Below are 15,936 nucleotides of genomic sequence, written 5' to 3'. Positions count from 1 at the left end.
GTAACCTTCCGTTGGGCATTCGGGAAGACCCTCAGGGAGAACGCTGACCATGGGACGGCCGCGCACACCGCTCCTCGACCGTGAGCGCATCACCACCACGGCGCTGCAACTGATCGATGAGCAGGGCGACTTCAGCGTGCCGCAGATTGCCAGGCGGCTCGGCGCGCAGACCGGCTCGGTCTATCACCATGTGGACGGCCGGGACGGCATCGTGGAACTGCTGCGCGAGCGGATCGTGTCCGCGATCGAACCGGCAACCCTGGATCTATCGCCGTGGGACGCCGCGCTCGCGGCCTGGGCGCGCTCGTACCGTGCCGCGTTCGCCGCGCACCCGAAGGCGATCCCGCTGCTGATGACGTCACCCGTACGAGCGCCCCGGGTGCTGGAACAGTACGAGCGGGCAGTGACCCTGCTGCTGGAGGCCGGCTTTGTCCCTGCCGACGTGATGCCGCTGATCATCGCCCTGGAGAACCTGGTCCTGGGGTCGGCCCTCGACCTCGCCGCGCCCGAGACGATGTGGGAACTCACGGAGCAGATTCCCACGCCCCATCTCGCCCAGGCCCTCGCCGCAGTGGGCGAGGGCCGGGCGGACCGGGCGTTCGAGGTGGGACTGGCCGGCTTCATGAACCACGCACGAGCCCTACAGGCGGATGGGACCCAGTAGTGCGCGAATCGAAGATCACACCTCTCGAGGGACGCGATGCGCCGCATGGGAGACGCCTTCATCCCCCGGCAGGAACCCTCGACTGAGACCAGAACTGAGACCGCCGACAGCCGCGGCCGTCGCCGCCGCATTCGCTGAACGAAAAACCCCAGCTCAGAAGGGTCTGAGCTGGGGCTTTGGTGGAGCCGCCTTCGGGATTCGAACCCGAGACCTACGCATTACGAGTGCGTTGCTCTGGCCATCTGAGCTAAGGCGGCTTGCGCGATCACTATGGTGCGATCAGCGGCGCCGCCAAGTCTACACAGTTTCCGGGGGTGCTCCGCACACCCCCGGAATCCACCGGTCCGTCCGCGGCTACGAGCAGCGCTTTCCGTCCTCCGGAGCGATCCCGTCGATCAGATAGCGGTTGATCGCGGAGTCGATGCACGTGCTGCCGCGGCCGTACGCCGTGTGGCCGTCGCCCTCGTACGTCAGGAGCCGGCCGGAGGAGAGCTGGCCGGCCAGGGCCTTGGCCCAGTGGTAGGGGGTGGCCGGGTCACGGGTGGTGCCGACGACGACGATGGGGGCCGCGCCGTTCGCCTCGATGCGGTGCGTCCTTCCCGTGGGCCGCACCGGCCAGTACGCGCAGTTCAGCGACGACCAGGCGAGTGCCTTGCCGAAGACGGGGGACGCCTTCTCGAAAGCCGGGAGCGACTGCTCCACCTGCTCGGGCGAGGTGAAGGCCGGCGGCAGGTCGAGACAGTTCACGGCGGCGTTGGCGAACATCAGGTTCGTGTACGTGCCCTTCTCGCCGCGCTCGTAGTAGCTGTCCGCGAGTGCCAGCAGGCCCGCGCCGTCCTTCTTCTTCATCGCCGCGGTGAGGGCCTCGCGCAGCTGGGACCACGACGCCTCGTCGTACATCGCCGCGATCACACCGAAGGTCCCCAGCGACTCGGTGAGCTTGCGTCCGTCCGAGGAGCCGGCGGCGACGGGTACGGCGTCCAGCTGCTGGAAGAAGGCATCGAGGTTCTTGCCCGCGGCCTCGGCCGTGGTGCCCGGGCCGCCGAGGGGGCAGTCCGTACGCTTCACGCAGTCCTCGGCGAAGGCGCGGAACGCGGTCTCGAATCCGGCGGTCTGCTCCTCGTTCAGCCGGCGGGCGGCCAGCGACGGGTCCATCGCGCCGTCCAGCACCAGGCGGCCGACCCGCTCGGGGTACAGCCCCGCGTACGTGGCGCCCAGGAATGTTCCGTACGAGGCGCCGACATACGTCAGCTTCTCGTCACCCAGCACGGCGCGCAGGACGTCCATGTCGCGGGCCGCCTCGACCGTGGAGACATGCGGCAGGACCGCGCCCGACCGGCTCTCGCAGCCGTTCGCGAACTTCTTGAACGCGGCGGCGAGCGCGTCGGTCTCGCGCTGGTCGTCCGGCGTGATGTCGGTCTGCGTGTACGCGTCCATCTGCCAGCCGTCGAGGCACTCGACGGGCTCGCTGCGCGCCACGCCGCGCGGGTCGACGGCCACCATGTCGTACCGCGCGCGCACCTCGGCCGGATATGCGAGGGCCGCGTACGACTGGAGGTAGCCGACCGCCGAGCCGCCCGGCCCGCCGGGGTTGACCAGCAGGGAGCCGAGGCGTTTGCCGGGGCCCGTGGCCTTCTTGCGGGCGACGGCCAGCTTGATGTCGCCGGAGTCCGGCTTCTCGTAGTCGAGCGGGACCTTCAAAGTGGAGCACTCGAATCCGGGGGCACCGCAGTCACGCCAGCGCAGCTTCTGGCCGTAGTACGCCGAGAGATTCTCCGGCGTGGACCTGGGCAGCGCTGAGAGCGCGGCATCGGTCGTCGAACCGCCCGTCGAGCAGCCGGTGGCGAGCAGCCCGGCGGCGAGGAGGAGGGCGCCAGCCGCCCGGAGCCCGCTTGCCTTGATGTGACGCGTGGTGTTCATCACGCGAGCCTAACCGTACGCAGTGCGATGAACGCGTTGCATAGCGTCACGGACTTGTGCGAGTCGAGCGGCGATCACGTATGGCGTCGGGACAGGGCGGATCACGTACGGCGGGACAGGGCGGGATGTGCAAGTCGCCCCGTCCGTCGCGGGGTCTCGCCCCGTCCGTCGCGGGGTCTCGCCCCGTCCGTCGCAAAGTCTTACCTGCCCTGGTCCGGCGGCCGGTGACGGTCACCCCGCCCGCAGGGCGACCGTCATCGCCTCCACGGCCAGCAGCGGTGCGACATTGCTGTCGAGGGCCTCCCGGCATGCGGCGATCGCCTCGATGCGGCGCAATGTCGACTCGGGCGAGGTGCTGCGGGCTATGCGCTCCAGCGCGTCCTGCACCTCCGTGTTGGCGACGGCGAGACGGGAGCCGAACTGTAGGGCGAGCACATCGCGGTAGAAACCCGTCAGGTCGACCAGGGCCAGGTCCAGGCTGTCGCGCTGGGTGCGGGTCCGGCGGCGCTTCTGCCTGTCCTCGAGCTCCTTCATCACGCCCGCGGTGCCACGCGGCATCCGGCCGCCCTGAGCCGCGCCCAGTGCCGCCTTCAGATCCTCGGTCTCCTTCGCGTCGACCTCCTCGGCGACCTGCTTGGCGTCCTCCGCCGCGGCGTCGATCAGCTCCTGCGCGGCCTTCAGGCACCCGCCTATGTCGCCGACACGGAGCGGCAGCTTCAGCACGGCGGCGCGGCGCTCCCGCGCGCGCTCGTCCGTGGCGAGGCGCCGGGCGCGGCCGATGTGCCCCTGCGTGGCGCGGGCCGCGGCGGCCGCGACATCCGGCTCGATGCCGTCGCGTCGTACGAGCACGTCCGCCACCGCGTCCACCGGCGGCGTACGGAGCGTGAGGTGGCGGCAGCGCGAGCGGATGGTGGGCAGGACGTCTTCGAGGGACGGTGCGCACAGCAGCCAGACCGTGCGGGGCGCGGGCTCCTCCACGGCCTTCAGCAGGACGTTGCCCGCGCCCTCCGTGAGGCGGTCGGCGTCCTCGAGCACGATGGCCTGCCAGCGGCCGCCTGCGGGCGACAGCTGGGACCGGCGTACGAGATCGCGGGTCTCCTTGACGCCGATCGAGAGGAGGTCGGTGCGGACGATCTCGACGTCCGCATGGGTGCCCACCAGCGCCGTGTGGCAGCCGTCGCAGAAGCCGCAGCCGGGGGCGCCGCCGAGCGCGCGGTCGGGGCTGACGCACTGGAGAGCGGCCGCGAAGGCGCGCGCGGCCGTGGAGCGGCCGGAGCCGGGCGGGCCCGTGAACAGCCACGCGTGCGTCATCTTCGACGCCTCCGGCAGCGAGGCGTCCGATGCGGCGGCGGTCACCAGGGCGTCGGCGTCGCGGGCGGCGGCAGCGAGCTGGGCGCTCACCTTCTCCTGGCCGACCAGGTCGTCCCACACGCTCATGGGTCCACCGCCTTTCGTCGCACTTCGGCTTGTCCGGTCCATTGTGGGGCCGCCCACTGACAGTGACGGTCAGGCGGACCGGGAGCCGTACCGCCCCTCAGCGACGCCCCCGGCCGCCCCCGCCCCAGCGCCCGCCGTCGTCCCCGTCGTGGTGGTCCTCGTGCGGCCCCAGCAGTTCGTCCGCCAGGGTCGGGAGGTCGTCCAGAGGGGTCTCCTCGGCCCAGTCGGGCCGGGGGCGGCCCGGGCGGCCCTCGGCGTCGACGCGGGGCAGCTCGTGCGTCCTCTCGTTCGAACCGTCCGGCTGCGGGCCGGCCGGGCGTTCGTCGCGGAAGAAGCCCGGCGGCACCCGGTCGGCGGGATCATCGCCCGGCCGGGCATCGCGTACGGGAGGCAGAACGGCCGTTTCGTCCGCCGCGCCCGCGGGCTCGGCGGGAGCCGCGGGCGGCTGCGGCAGCACCGTCGTCTCCTCCGCGTCCGGGCCGGCGGCCGCGCCACCGTGCTGCACGGGCGGCAGCACGGCCGTCTCGTCGGCCGCGCCCGGCTCCTGCACCGGCGGCAGCACCGCCGTCTCGTCCGCCGCACCGGGCTCCTGCACCGGCGGCAGCACCGTGGTCTCGTCCGCCGGTCCGCCCGAGGCGTCGGCCGGCGTGACGATCGGCGTGGGCACCGTCCGCTCGTTGTCCGGCGACACGCCGGACCGTCCCGGGGCCGTACCGGCCGTCTGCGCCGCGGACGCCGCTGCCGAGGCCGCAGCGGCCTCCGCCGCGAGCCTCCGGGCCTCCTCCGCCCGCAGCAGCGCCTCCTCCGCCTTGCGCTGCTTCTCCCGACGCCGTTCCTCGGCCTCGGCGCGCAGCCGGGCCTCTTCCTCCTTCTGCCGGCGCAGCCGCTCCTGCTCGGCGGCCCGTGCCTGCTCCTCGGCCTCCCGCCGGGCGCGCTCCTCCTCCGCGAGGCGGCGGGCCTCCTCGGCGCGTTGCCGGGCCTCCTCCGCCTGGCGTTCGGCCTCGCGGCGCTGGGCCTCCTCGATCTCGCGCCGCTTGCGCTCCTCTTCCTCGGCACGGAGCTTCGCCAGCTGCTCCTGGCGCTCGCGCTCCAGGCGCTCCTCCTCCGCCTTGCGCGCGGCCTCCTCCTCGGCCTTCCGTCGCGCCTCCTCCTCGGCGGCCTTGCGCGCCTCCTCCTGAGCCTTCACCTCGGCGGCGGAGAGCGGCAGCATCACGTCGAGCCGGTGTCGGATCACGGTCGTCACCGCCTCCGGCTCCTGAGCTGCGTCGACGACCAGGTAACGGCCCGGGTCGGCGGCCGCGAGCGTCAGGAAACCGGCCCGCACGCGCGCGTGGAACTCCGCGGGCTCCGACTCGAGCCGGTCCGGCGCCTCCGTGAACCGCTCCCGCGCCGCCTCCGGCGAGACGTCCAGGAGGACGGTCAGATGCGGGACGAGCCCGTCCGTCGCCCACCGCGAGATCCGGGCGATCTCGGTCGGCGACAGATCCCGGCCCGCGCCCTGGTACGCCACCGACGAGTCGATGTAGCGGTCGGAGATGACGACGGCGCCGCGCTCCAGAGCGGGCCTCACGACCGTGTCGACGTGTTCCGCGCGGTCGGCCGCGTACAGCAGGGCCTCCGCCCGGTGCGACAGACCCGCGGACGACACGTCGAGGAGGATCGACCGCAGCCGCTTGCCGACCGGCGTCGCGCCGGGCTCGCGCGTGACCACGACCTCGTGGCCCTTCGCGCGGATCCACTCCGCCAGCACCTCGGCCTGCGTGGACTTCCCCGCGCCGTCACCGCCCTCCAGAGCGATGAAGAAACCGGAGGCGGCGGGCGCCTGGGCGGGATCCCCGCCACGGAACGCATCCCGCAGGTCGCGCCGCAGCGGCACCCCGGACCGGTCGTCGGTCTTCGCCAGCACCAGCGCGGCCACCGGCAGCAGCAGCGCCCCGACGAGCATCAGCGTGAACGCCGCGCCGCCGTGCGCGAACACGAACTTGCCGCTGGCCAGCCGGTACGGCCCGATCGCGCCCGCCAGCACCGGCGCGGCCACGGCGCCGAGCGCGACGGACACCCGTACGACCGCGTGCAGATGCTCGGTCGTACGCGCCCGCCGGTACTCCTCGGTCTCCTGGTCGAGCAGCGTGTGCCCGGTGTTCGCGGCGACACCGGCGGCGGCGCCGGCGAGCGCCGCGATCAGCAGCACGCTCGTCACATCCGGTACGAGACCCGCGGCGAGCAGCGCCAGGCCGGTGAGCGCCACGGCGAGCGCCAGCAGCCGGCGGCGCGACAACGACGGCAGGACGGACGGCGCCGTCCGGATGCCCACGACGGTGCCGCCGGTCAGCGCGAGCACCAGCAGCCCGTACAGCACCGGCCCGCCGCCCAGGTCCTTGGCGTGCAGAACCGCCACGGCGACCGCGGCCGCGAGGGCCGTGGCGACCGCGGCACAGGCCAGCACCAGCAGCGGAATCGCGTTCGTACGCCCCTTTTCCACGCCGGAGCCCGTCTTGGGGCGGCGCAGACCCTCGAGCGGGGAACGCGCGCGTGGCGTCTGCGCGTCCGGCAGTTCCAGGAAGTACAGGACGGACAGCGACGCGGCGAACAGGCCCGCTGCCACATACGAGGCGAGGGCGGCCTGATGCTGCCCGAACCAGGCGACGCCCGCACCCAGCAGATTGCCGATGAGCGTCACCACGACCAGCCCGACCGCGGCGATCGGCAGCGCCACGAAACCGGTACGCAGCGACAGCCGCCGCAGCGCGTCCATGTGGTCCGGCAGCGGCCGCACCGCGGCGCCCTCGAGCGGCGGCGGGGGCAGCAGCGCGGGCGCCGCGCTCTCCCGGCACACCGTCCAGAAGCGTTCGGCGACGCCCGTCACGAAGGCCGTGACGAGCAGGAGCGCGAGGGCATTGTCCGGGGTCCAGTCGATCCACAGCGGGGCGACGATCAGCAGCGCGGCGCGCACGCCGTCCGAGCCGACCATGGTCCAGCGGCGGTCCAGGGGGCCGCCCGGGGACGTGAGAGAGGTGAGCGGACCGAGCAGGACCGCGCCGAACAGCAGCGTCGCGAGGATCCGCGCCGCGAAGACGGTGGCGACGGCGGTCGCCACCCCGCGGTAGCCGCCACCGAAGGACCCCTCGGAGATCGCCGCCTGGAGGGTCAGCAGGACGAGGACGAGAAGCGCGAGTGCGTCTCCCACCCCGCCCACGAGCTGTGCGCTCCACAACCGCTTCAGCTGGGGCCCGCGCAACAGGGCGCGGACGGCGCGCTCTCGGGAATCTGCGACCAGGGCGTCGTCAGGGGCCGGATTCTGGGCCGGTGGCTGCTCGGCTCGCGTCATCCTGCAAGGGTATCCGGAGGCGGGTACTCCCCGGAGGGCACCCGAACAGTTGGGCGCCCCGGCGCCGGGTGGCGCCGGGGCGTCGCAGGTCAGCCCGGAGGTCCGGGGACCGCTCTGCTCAGTCCTCCGAGGCCGCTCAGTCGTCCGTCACCGCCGAAGAAGCCGCCGTCTTCCTGACGGTGGTCTTCTTCGCCGTGGTCTTCTTCGCAGCCGTCGTCTTGGCCGCCGTCGTCGTCTTCTTCGCAGCGGTCTTCTTGGCGGCCGTCGTCTTCTTGGCGGCCGTCTTCTTCGCCGGGGCCTTCTTCGCCGCCGTCTTCTTGGCGGTCTTCTTGGCCGGGGCCTTCGCCCGCTTCTCGGCGAGCAGCTCGAAGCCGCGCTCGGGCGTGATCGTCTCGACGCTGTCGCCGGAGCGCAGCGTCGCGTTGGTCTCGCCGTCCGTGACGTAGGGGCCGAAGCGGCCGTCCTTGACCACCACCGGCTTGCCGCTGACCGGGTCCTCACCCAGCTCCTTGAGCGGCGGCTTGGCCGCGGCCCGCCCGCGCTGCTTGGGCTGGGCGTAGATCGCCAGCGCTTCGTCCAGCGTGATGGTGAAGAGCTGCTCCTCGTTCTCCAGGGAGCGCGAGTCCGTGCCCTTCTTCAGATACGGGCCGTAGCGCCCGTTCTGCGCGGTGATCTCGACGCCTTCGGCGTCCGTCCCGACGACGCGCGGCAGCGACATCAGCCTGAGCGCGTCCTCGAGCGTCACCGTGTCCAGGGACATCGATTTGAAGAGCGAGGCGGTACGCGGCTTGACCGCGTTCTTGCCCGTCTTCGGGGTGCCCTCGGGCAGCACCTCGGTGACGTACGGGCCGTAGCGCCCGTCCTTCGCCACGATCTGGTGGCCCGTCTCCGGGTCCGTGCCCAGCTCGTAGTCGCCGCTCGGCTTGGCCAGCAGTTCCTCGGCGTACTCGACTGACAGCTCGTCCGGAGCCAGATCGTCCGGAATGTCCGCGCGCTGGTGGCCGTCGGTGTCGCGGTCACCGCGCTCGATGTACGGGCCGTAGCGCCCGACGCGCAGCACGATGTCGTTGCCGACGGGGAACGTCGACACCTCGCGGGCGTCGATCGCGCCCAGGTCGGTGACGAGCTCCTTGAGGCCGCCGAGGTGGTCGCCGTCGCCGTTTCCGGCGTCGGCCGCGCCGCCGTGGCCCCCCGCGGCGAAGCCGCTATCGGGCACTGTCTCGCCGAAGTAGAAGCGCTTCAGCCACGGCACGGCCTGCGCCTCACCGCGGGCGATGCGGTCGAGGTCGTCCTCCATCTTCGCGGTGAAGTCGTAGTCGACGAGCCGGCCGAAGTGCTTCTCCAGCAGGTTGACCACGGCGAAGGACAGGAAGGACGGGACGAGCGCTGTGCCCTTCTTGAAGACGTAGCCGCGGTCGAGGATCGTGCCGATGATCGACGCGTACGTCGACGGGCGGCCGATCTCGCGCTCTTCCAGCTCCTTGACCAGGCTCGCCTCGGTGTAGCGGGCCGGCGGCTTGGTCGCGTGGCCGTCGACCGTGATCTCCTCGGCGGACAGCGCGTCGCCCTCGGTGACCTGCGGCAACCGGCGCTCGCGGTCGTCGAGCTCGGCGTTCGGGTCGTCGGCGCCCTCGACGTACGCCTTGAGGAAGCCGTGGAAGGTGATCGTCTTGCCGGACGCGGTGAACTCGGCGTCCCGGCCGTCGCTCGCCACACCGCCGATCCTCACCGTCACGCTGTTTCCGACGGCGTCCTTCATCTGGGACGCGACAGTCCGCTTCCAGATCAGCTCGTACAGCTTGAACTGGTCGCCGGTCAGCCCCGTCTCGGCGGGAGTGCGGAAACGATCGCCCGAGGGGCGGATCGCCTCGTGCGCCTCCTGTGCGTTCTTGACCTTCCCGGCGTACGTACGCGGCTTGTCCGGCAGGTATTCGGCGCCGTACAGGTGCGTGACCTGTGCACGGGCGGCAGCGATCGCCGTGTCCGACAGCGTCGTGGAGTCCGTACGCATGTACGTGATGTAGCCGTTCTCGTACAGCTTCTGCGCGATCTGCATCGTGGCCTTCGCGCCGAAGCCCAGCTTGCGGCTGGCCTCCTGCTGGAGGGTCGTGGTGCGGAACGGCGCGTACGGCGAGCGGCGGTACGGCTTGGACTCGACCGAGCGCACCGAGAACTGCGTGTTCTCCAGTGCTGCGGCGAGCGCGCGGGCGTTCGCCTCATCGAGGTGGAGGGTGTCGCTCTTCAGCTGCCCGAGCGAGTCGAAGTCGCGGCCCTGCGCGACGCGCTTGCCGTCGACCGTGTTCAGGCGCGCGACCAGCGACGACGGGTCCGACGAGTCGCCGGGGCGGCCGGTCGCGAAAGTGCCGGTCAGGTCCCAGTACTCGGCGGAGCGGAAGGCGATGCGCTCGCGCTCCCGCTCGACGACGAGCCGGGTCGCGACGGACTGGACGCGGCCCGCCGACAGCCGCGGCATGACCTTCTTCCAGAGCACCGGCGAGACCTCGTAGCCGTAGAGCCGGTCGAGGATGCGGCGGGTCTCCTGGGCGTCGACCATGCGCTTGTTCAGGGCGCGGGGGTTCTCGACGGCCTCGCGGATCGCGTCCTTGGTGATCTCGTGGAAGACCATCCGGTGGACCGGGACCTTGGGCTTGAGCACCTCGAGCAGGTGCCAGGCGATCGCCTCGCCCTCGCGGTCCTCATCGGTGGCGAGGAAGAGCTCGTCGGAGTCGCGCAGCAGGTCCTTGAGCTTCTTGACCTGGGCCTTCTTGTCGGCGTTGACGACATAGATCGGCTGGAAGTCGTGTTCGACGTCCACGCCGAGGCGGCGCACCTCGCCGGTGTACTTCTCGGGCACCTCCGCGGCGCCGTTGGGAAGGTCGCGGATGTGCCCGACGCTCGCCTCGACGGTGTAGCCGGGGCCGAGATAGCCCTTGATCGTCTTCGCCTTGGCAGGCGACTCGACGATGACGAGTCGGCGGCCGCCCTGTGCGGTCTCGCTGGTCGGGGACAACTTCGCTCTTCTCTCCGGTCGGCACTCGGTTCTGTGCGGTACGTGGGGTGACGCTGCGGAGTGTGACGGTACATCCCGCCCCCGTGTCAAACGGGAAAAGCCCACAACGGCCACTCGAACGGTAACCCGAGTACCGGTATTCCTGCCGCACGGAGTGGCGACCTGCTCTTTTCCGGGTGGACCCGCGCGGCGAGCGGCGCCGGGCCCGGCTACACGGCCGCCGCCGACGTCACAGGCGCCCGAAGCACCACAGACCGAGCAGCAGGGCGCCCGCTCCGGCGAGGGTCGCGAGGGTCGCCGATGCGACGGGGTTCACACCGTGTGCCACGGGGGCCCCGTGCCGGACCCTTGCCCCGGTCCAGAGCAGCAGCCCGGCTCCGAACAGCACGAACACCGTCCCCGCGAAGATCGCCGGTGCGCTCTCCATGTGCCCCCTGCCCTCCACCACTGGGTTGGGTCCGGTGAGGCTCATGGGGCCCTTGTGCTCCCTGAGTGCCTCGGCTCCCGACCCCTGCGGGCCTTGGCTCCCGGAGTCCCACCCCTGGCTGCCTCGGCTGCCTGCGTCAGCCCGTGGCTTCCTGGCCGCTACCAGACCGACCGGTCCGGAGCGGGAGGCTGGCACAGCCGGACAGCCATGGCGCGAACCCGAGGTGAACAGCAGACGGCATCGCAGCGCGCACTCGGAGGAGCGGCCTCCCTCCGACCCACGCATGCCGGGCCCAGCCGGTGACCCACGCATGCCGGGCCCGGCCGGTTCAGGCCGAGCCCGGCGCCGGTATCTCTCCACTCGACTTCTTGCCGTCGGCCCGGCCCACCGTGCACACGACCTTGGTGACCCCCGCGTCCCAGTCGTCCTTGCCCGGAACCCAGCCGTACACGGTGAGCTCGGCGCCGGACGCCCAGGCCGATTCGTACTTGTTCTCGCAGAGCTTGTTGGCGTTGTCGAGTGCCTTCTTGTGCTCCATGTTCTCCGGGGCCGGGACCATCCCGACGACCTGGTCGGTGTGCGGTTGCGCGCAGTCGGTGAGCGGCGCCCGGTAGGTGTCCTTCTCCTCGACGTAGGTCCAGCAGTCGCCGATGCTCATCTGGCTGACCCACAGGTCCGTGCCCGTGTCACGGAAGTTCCCCACTTCACCGCCGATCGGGACATGGCGTCCCAGTACGAGGCATGCCGTGCCGCCACCGGCCGCCAGGAACCCGTCCTTCGCCGGCTTGAGGGCGTAGGAGCCCGCGTCGGGCATGGCCGTCGCTATCTCCTCGGTCTGCTGCTCGCAACGCCTCGCGCCCTCGCTGAGGGCCTGGTCGTAGTCCTTGGCGACGTCGACGGCCACGACCTGGCCGTCCGGAATGTCCTCGGAGCAGTCCACGACCCCGAGGTTGGGCACGGACTTGAACGCCTCTCCGGACCAGACGGCGTTCACACAGTCGCCGACCCGCAACCGCTTGGTCAGGCCCGCCTCTTCGCCGTACGGATACGTGGGGCCGGTCGGCGGCAGGGAAGCGCTTGGCGATACCGATTGCTTGGCGCTCGTGTCCTTCTTTCCTCCGTCGCCGCCTCCGCCGTCGGCGAGCGAGAGGGCCGCCCAGGTGCCGGTGCCGATGGCGAGCACGACGGCGATCACGATCGCGACGACGGACGCGGCGGGCAGCCGGCGACGCGGGCCACCTGGTCCACCCGGCCCCGGGCTGCCCGACCCCGGACCCCCCGGACCACCGGTCTGCCCGGGCCCGCCGAACGGGGACCCCGACACCCCCGAATAGGGAGAACCGGAACCGGAATAGGGCGCCCCCGGGGCACCGGACCCCACCGCGTACGGATTCCACCCCTCGTACCCGGAGGCACCGCCCTGGACGGGCGCCGGTGAGCCGAACGGCGCGCCCATGGGCGCTCCCACCTGCGGGCCGCCCGGTGTGCTCGGTCCGGACGCCGGGGTCTGCGGTGTGTGCGGTGTTTGCGGGGCCGGGGCGGACTGTGGCGTCTGCGGAGTTCCGGCGCTCGCCCCTCCGGGCGTAACCGGAGTCCCCGGCCCGGATCCGTACCCCGACGCGTGCCCTGCCGCTTGTCCCGCTTGTCCCGCTTGTCCCGCCGCGTGCCCGGATCCGTCCGACGTCGGTCCGGATGCCCATCCCGCCGGTCCCGCCGCCGGCACAGGGTTGATCACCGGCGGAGGCCCGAAGAAACCACCCGCCGGGCCCTGGAGGACCCGCTCCAGACCGCGGGCCGCCGCCTCGGGAGCCAGCCGCCGCACCGGGTCCTTGATCAGCAAACCGTGCAGCACAGGAGCGAGTTGGCCCGCGCGCTGCGGTGCATGAGGGTCCTCGGTGAGCAGGGCCGTCAGCGTCGAGTACTCGTCGTTGCGGTCGAAGGGGCCCCGGCCCTCCACTGCCTGGTACAGCGTGGCCCCCAGCGAGAACAGGTCCGCCGCGGGCGTCGGCGGCTCGCCACGGGCCCGCTCGGGGGCCAGAAAGCCGGGAGTACCGAGGATCCCCGCGGTCGCGGTCAGCCGGGGCTCCCTCGACTCCGGCTGCAGCGCGATGCCGTAGTCCGTGAGCAGCACGCGCGCGTGAGGATCGCCCGAAGCGTCCGGCGCCAGAAGGATGTTGGCCGGTTTCACATCCCGGTGCAGGATGCCGATGCGATGGCCCGCGGTGAGCGCGTCGAGCACCGCGAGCCCGATCCGGGCCGTCTGCTCGGGCGTCCGCGGCCCCGACCGGCGGACCAGCGCGCCGAGGTCGACCGCGTCCGGCACGTACTCCATGACGATCCACGGCAGCCCCTCGTGCAGCAGCACGTCATGCACCGTCGCCACATGCGGATGGCCCCGCAACCGCGCCGCGTGCCGCGCCTCGCTGCGCGCCCGCGCGATGCGGTGGGCGGGCTCCGACGCGTCCATCGGCACATCCGGCATGGCGATCTCCTTCATGGAGACCTCGCAGGCCAACTCCTCGTCGTACGCGAGCCAGACGCGGCCCATGCCGCCCGCGCCCAGGGTCCTCAGCAGCCGGTACCGGCCGTTGATGACCCTGCCTTCACCGTGATCCGGCGTCTCCCCCGCCATGGCGCCTCCCCCGAGACAGCGCGCCTCCCCCGAGGACGCGTGGAGCTGGTCTCACGAAGGTAGCTTCGCAGACACCACTGACAGGAGACCTTTTGCGGATCAATCCCGTCATACCCGACCCCTCAGCCCCATGAGCGCGGTCCAGCCCCAGCGGCAACGGCAACGGCAGTCAACCGTGCCGTACGGCATGGTCAACCGCGCCGTACGGCAGGAATCAACCCGCTGCGGCAGGAGACGCAGCGGAACCCCTACGGAACCGCCGGCTCCAGGAACCCCTGCTCGATCAGCAGCCGGATCTGAGCGGGCGTCCGGTCGCGCAGCAACACCGGGTCCTCGCCGACCAGTTGCGCGATCGCGTCGAGGATCCGTCCCGCGCTCAGCGTGCCGTCGCACACACCCGCGAATCCGGCACCGACCGTGTCCACCTTGGTCGCCCGGCGCATCCCGCGGTGCTGACGCAGCACCACATGCTCGGGGTCCTCGGCTCCGGGCAGCCCGACCTGCTCCTGCACCACCTCGGCGGCGAGCGCGAAGTGCGAGGTCAGCAGCGACGCGTCGTCGTGCGTCCGCAGATAGTCCTGACGCTCGAAGTGCCGCCGCACGGTATCGCCGAGCGGCTGTTCGACCGGATGCGGCCACTCCTCCACCGTGATGGAGGGTTCCGCCGAGTCCGTCCTGCGCAGCGTGATCCATCCGAAGCCGACACACCTGGTCTTGCGGGCCTCGAACTCGTCCAGCCACGCGTCGTACCGCGCGACGTACTCGGCCGGGTCCGTCCGGTGGTCGCCCGCGTCGCGCAGCCACAGCTCGGCGTACTGCGTGATGTCCTGCACCTCGCGCTGCACGATCCAGGCGTCACAGCCGCGCGGCACCCAGGAGCGCAGGCGGTCGGTCCACTCCTCGCCCTCCACCTGCTGCCAGTTGGCGAGGAACTGCGCGTACCCGCCCGGGTTCAGCCGCTCTCCCGCCTGCTGGACGAGCGTCCGGCACAGATCGTCCCCGCCCATCCCCCCGTCCCGATAGGTGAGCCGGGGGCCGGGCGAGATCACGAACGGCGGGTTGGACACGATCAGGTCGTACGTCTCGCCGGCCACCGGCTCGAAGAGCGAACCCTGGCGCAGATCCGCCTCCGGGGCCCCGGACAGCGCGAGCGTGAGCCGGGTGATGTGCAGCGCCCGGGGGTTGAGGTCGGTCGCCGTCACCCGGGTCGCGTGCTGGGCGGCATGCAGCGCCTGGATGCCGGAGCCGGTGCCGAGGTCCAGGGCCGACGCCACGGGCGTACGCACGGTGATCCCGGCCAGCGTCGTGGACGCCCCGCCGACCCCCAGGACGACCCCCTCCGCGCGGCTGCCGATGCCCCCGGCACCGCCGACCGCGCACCCGAGGTCGGAGACGATGAACCAGTCCTCCCCGTCCGGTCCGCCGTACGGCCGCACGTCCACCGTCGCCGCGACCTCGCCGCCGCCCGCCTGAACCAGCCAGCCGCTGTCGAGGCACTCCTCGACCGGCAGAACGTCCGCCATGCGCGCGTGCGCCACGGGCTGCTGCAGCAGGAAGAGCCGTACGAGCGCTTCCAGCGGTGTGTCACCGCGGGTGGCGCGCAGCGCGGGGACGGTCTCACTGCGCGCCAGCGCCGCGTACGCGGGGGCGCCGAGCAGCTCGAGCAGCCCGTCGGCGGTGAAGTCGGCGGCCAGGAGGGCGTCGCGCAGCCGGGCGGCGACGTCGGCCCGCGCGGGCGAGGGCAGGGAGGACAGGGAGGACTGACTGACGGTACTCACGCGACCCATTGTGTCGTCCGGGAGCCGGATCGGCGCGGCCCCAGGTCCAGGGCGCGCCTCCGAGGCCCCCGAAGGGGCGGCGCCGCGTCACCCCTGCGTAGCCGCCGGCGAGGAAGACGCACTCTTGCAGCTCGCCTGCCGCTGCATGGCCTTGCCGACCTCGCCCTCCTCGAGCTTCTGCAGCGCGTCGTTGCCGCTCTTGCTGAGCTTGTCCAGCTCGCTGGCGATGTCCTTGAGGCCGTCGGCGAACTTCGCCTGGTCCTCGGTGTTGAGGTCGTCGACCTTCTTCTTCAGGTCGGCGTACGCCGCGGAGATGCTCTTGAGCTCCTTGACGGCCGCCTGCTGCTTCTTCGCACCGTCGTCGACCGGCGGCGCACCGGCCTTGTCCACGGCGGCGCCGATCGCCTGGTACGCGTCGGACATGTCCTGGAAGGCCCCCGAGTCGGTCTTCTGGACGTCCTCCGGGGTGCTGTTGTCCGAGGTCTGCTTCTGGATCGCGGCGTTGGCGTCCTCGATCGCCTTCGCCTGCGGCTTCACCGCGTCGCAGACCGACTTGGCCCAGGCGTCCAGCTCCTCGTTGCTGTCGCCACTGCATCCCGACAGCGCCAGTACCAGTACCGCACCGCCGGACAGTGCGGCCGCGAGCTTCTTGTTCACCGGATTGGTCCCTTCCATGGCTCTCGGCCCCGGAACATACACGCCAAGTGGGCGACTATCTCATGCCGGACGTCCGATATGAA

General features: G+C 71.9%; 9 protein-coding genes and 1 tRNA gene. 1 reads left to right on the top strand and 9 read right to left on the bottom strand.

The window, feature by feature from the left end; genetic code table 11:
* The first annotated feature begins 49 nt into the window (after positions 1–49).
* Positions 50–664: a TetR/AcrR family transcriptional regulator gene (locus STSP_RS26070; protein ID WP_067282877.1), complete on the top strand. Its 615-nt coding sequence runs from the start codon at positions 50–52 to the stop codon at positions 662–664.
* Between the two features lie 180 nt (positions 665–844).
* Here STSP_RS26070 and STSP_RS26065 read toward each other — a convergent pair.
* From STSP_RS26065 to STSP_RS26025, 9 genes are all read right to left on the bottom strand, one after another.
* Positions 845–921 (bottom strand) — tRNA-Thr (locus tag STSP_RS26065).
* A gap of 97 nt (positions 922–1,018) precedes the next feature.
* A complete protein-coding gene (locus STSP_RS26060; RefSeq protein ID WP_067282875.1) occupies positions 1,019–2,584 on the bottom strand; it encodes an alpha/beta hydrolase in 1,566 nt (521 codons plus the stop codon).
* Positions 2,585–2,815: 231 nt separating this feature from the next.
* Positions 2,816–4,021 carry a DNA polymerase III subunit delta' gene (locus STSP_RS26055; protein WP_067282872.1) on the bottom strand — a complete coding sequence of 402 codons (1,206 nt, stop codon included), beginning with the start codon at positions 4,019–4,021 and terminating at the stop codon, positions 2,816–2,818.
* A gap of 97 nt (positions 4,022–4,118) precedes the next feature.
* Positions 4,119–7,349 carry a dTMP kinase gene (gene tmk, locus STSP_RS26050; protein WP_067282870.1) on the bottom strand — a complete coding sequence of 1,077 codons (3,231 nt, stop codon included), beginning with the start codon at positions 7,347–7,349 and terminating at the stop codon, positions 4,119–4,121.
* Between the two features lie 136 nt (positions 7,350–7,485).
* Complete coding sequence (gene topA, locus STSP_RS26045; protein ID WP_067282867.1) at positions 7,486–10,359, bottom strand: type I DNA topoisomerase; 2,874 nt, start codon at positions 10,357–10,359, stop codon at positions 7,486–7,488.
* A gap of 229 nt (positions 10,360–10,588) precedes the next feature.
* Positions 10,589–10,786 (bottom strand): hypothetical protein, encoded by a 198-nt coding sequence (locus STSP_RS26040; RefSeq protein ID WP_067282864.1) that lies wholly within the window; start codon positions 10,784–10,786, stop codon positions 10,589–10,591.
* A 328-nt stretch (positions 10,787–11,114) separates the two neighbouring features.
* Positions 11,115–13,418 (bottom strand): serine/threonine-protein kinase, encoded by a 2,304-nt coding sequence (locus STSP_RS26035; protein ID WP_067282861.1) that lies wholly within the window; start codon positions 13,416–13,418, stop codon positions 11,115–11,117.
* Positions 13,419–13,666: 248 nt separating this feature from the next.
* Positions 13,667–15,196, bottom strand: a complete 1,530-nt coding sequence (locus STSP_RS26030) for a DUF7059 domain-containing protein (RefSeq protein WP_456300511.1) — start codon at positions 15,194–15,196, stop codon at positions 13,667–13,669.
* Positions 15,197–15,283: 87 nt separating this feature from the next.
* On the bottom strand, positions 15,284–15,871 hold the full coding sequence (locus tag STSP_RS26025) for a small secreted protein (RefSeq protein ID WP_078067518.1): 588 nt from the start codon (positions 15,869–15,871) through the stop codon (positions 15,284–15,286).
* Between the last annotated feature and the right edge of the window lie 65 nt (positions 15,872–15,936).

The sequence above is a fragment of the Streptomyces jeddahensis genome, assembly GCF_001642995.1.
Taxonomy (GTDB): Bacteria; Actinomycetota; Actinomycetes; order Streptomycetales; family Streptomycetaceae; genus Streptomyces; species Streptomyces jeddahensis.
Note: the sequence above shows the minus strand (reverse complement) of the source record. Positions and strands in the feature narration are given on the sequence as shown.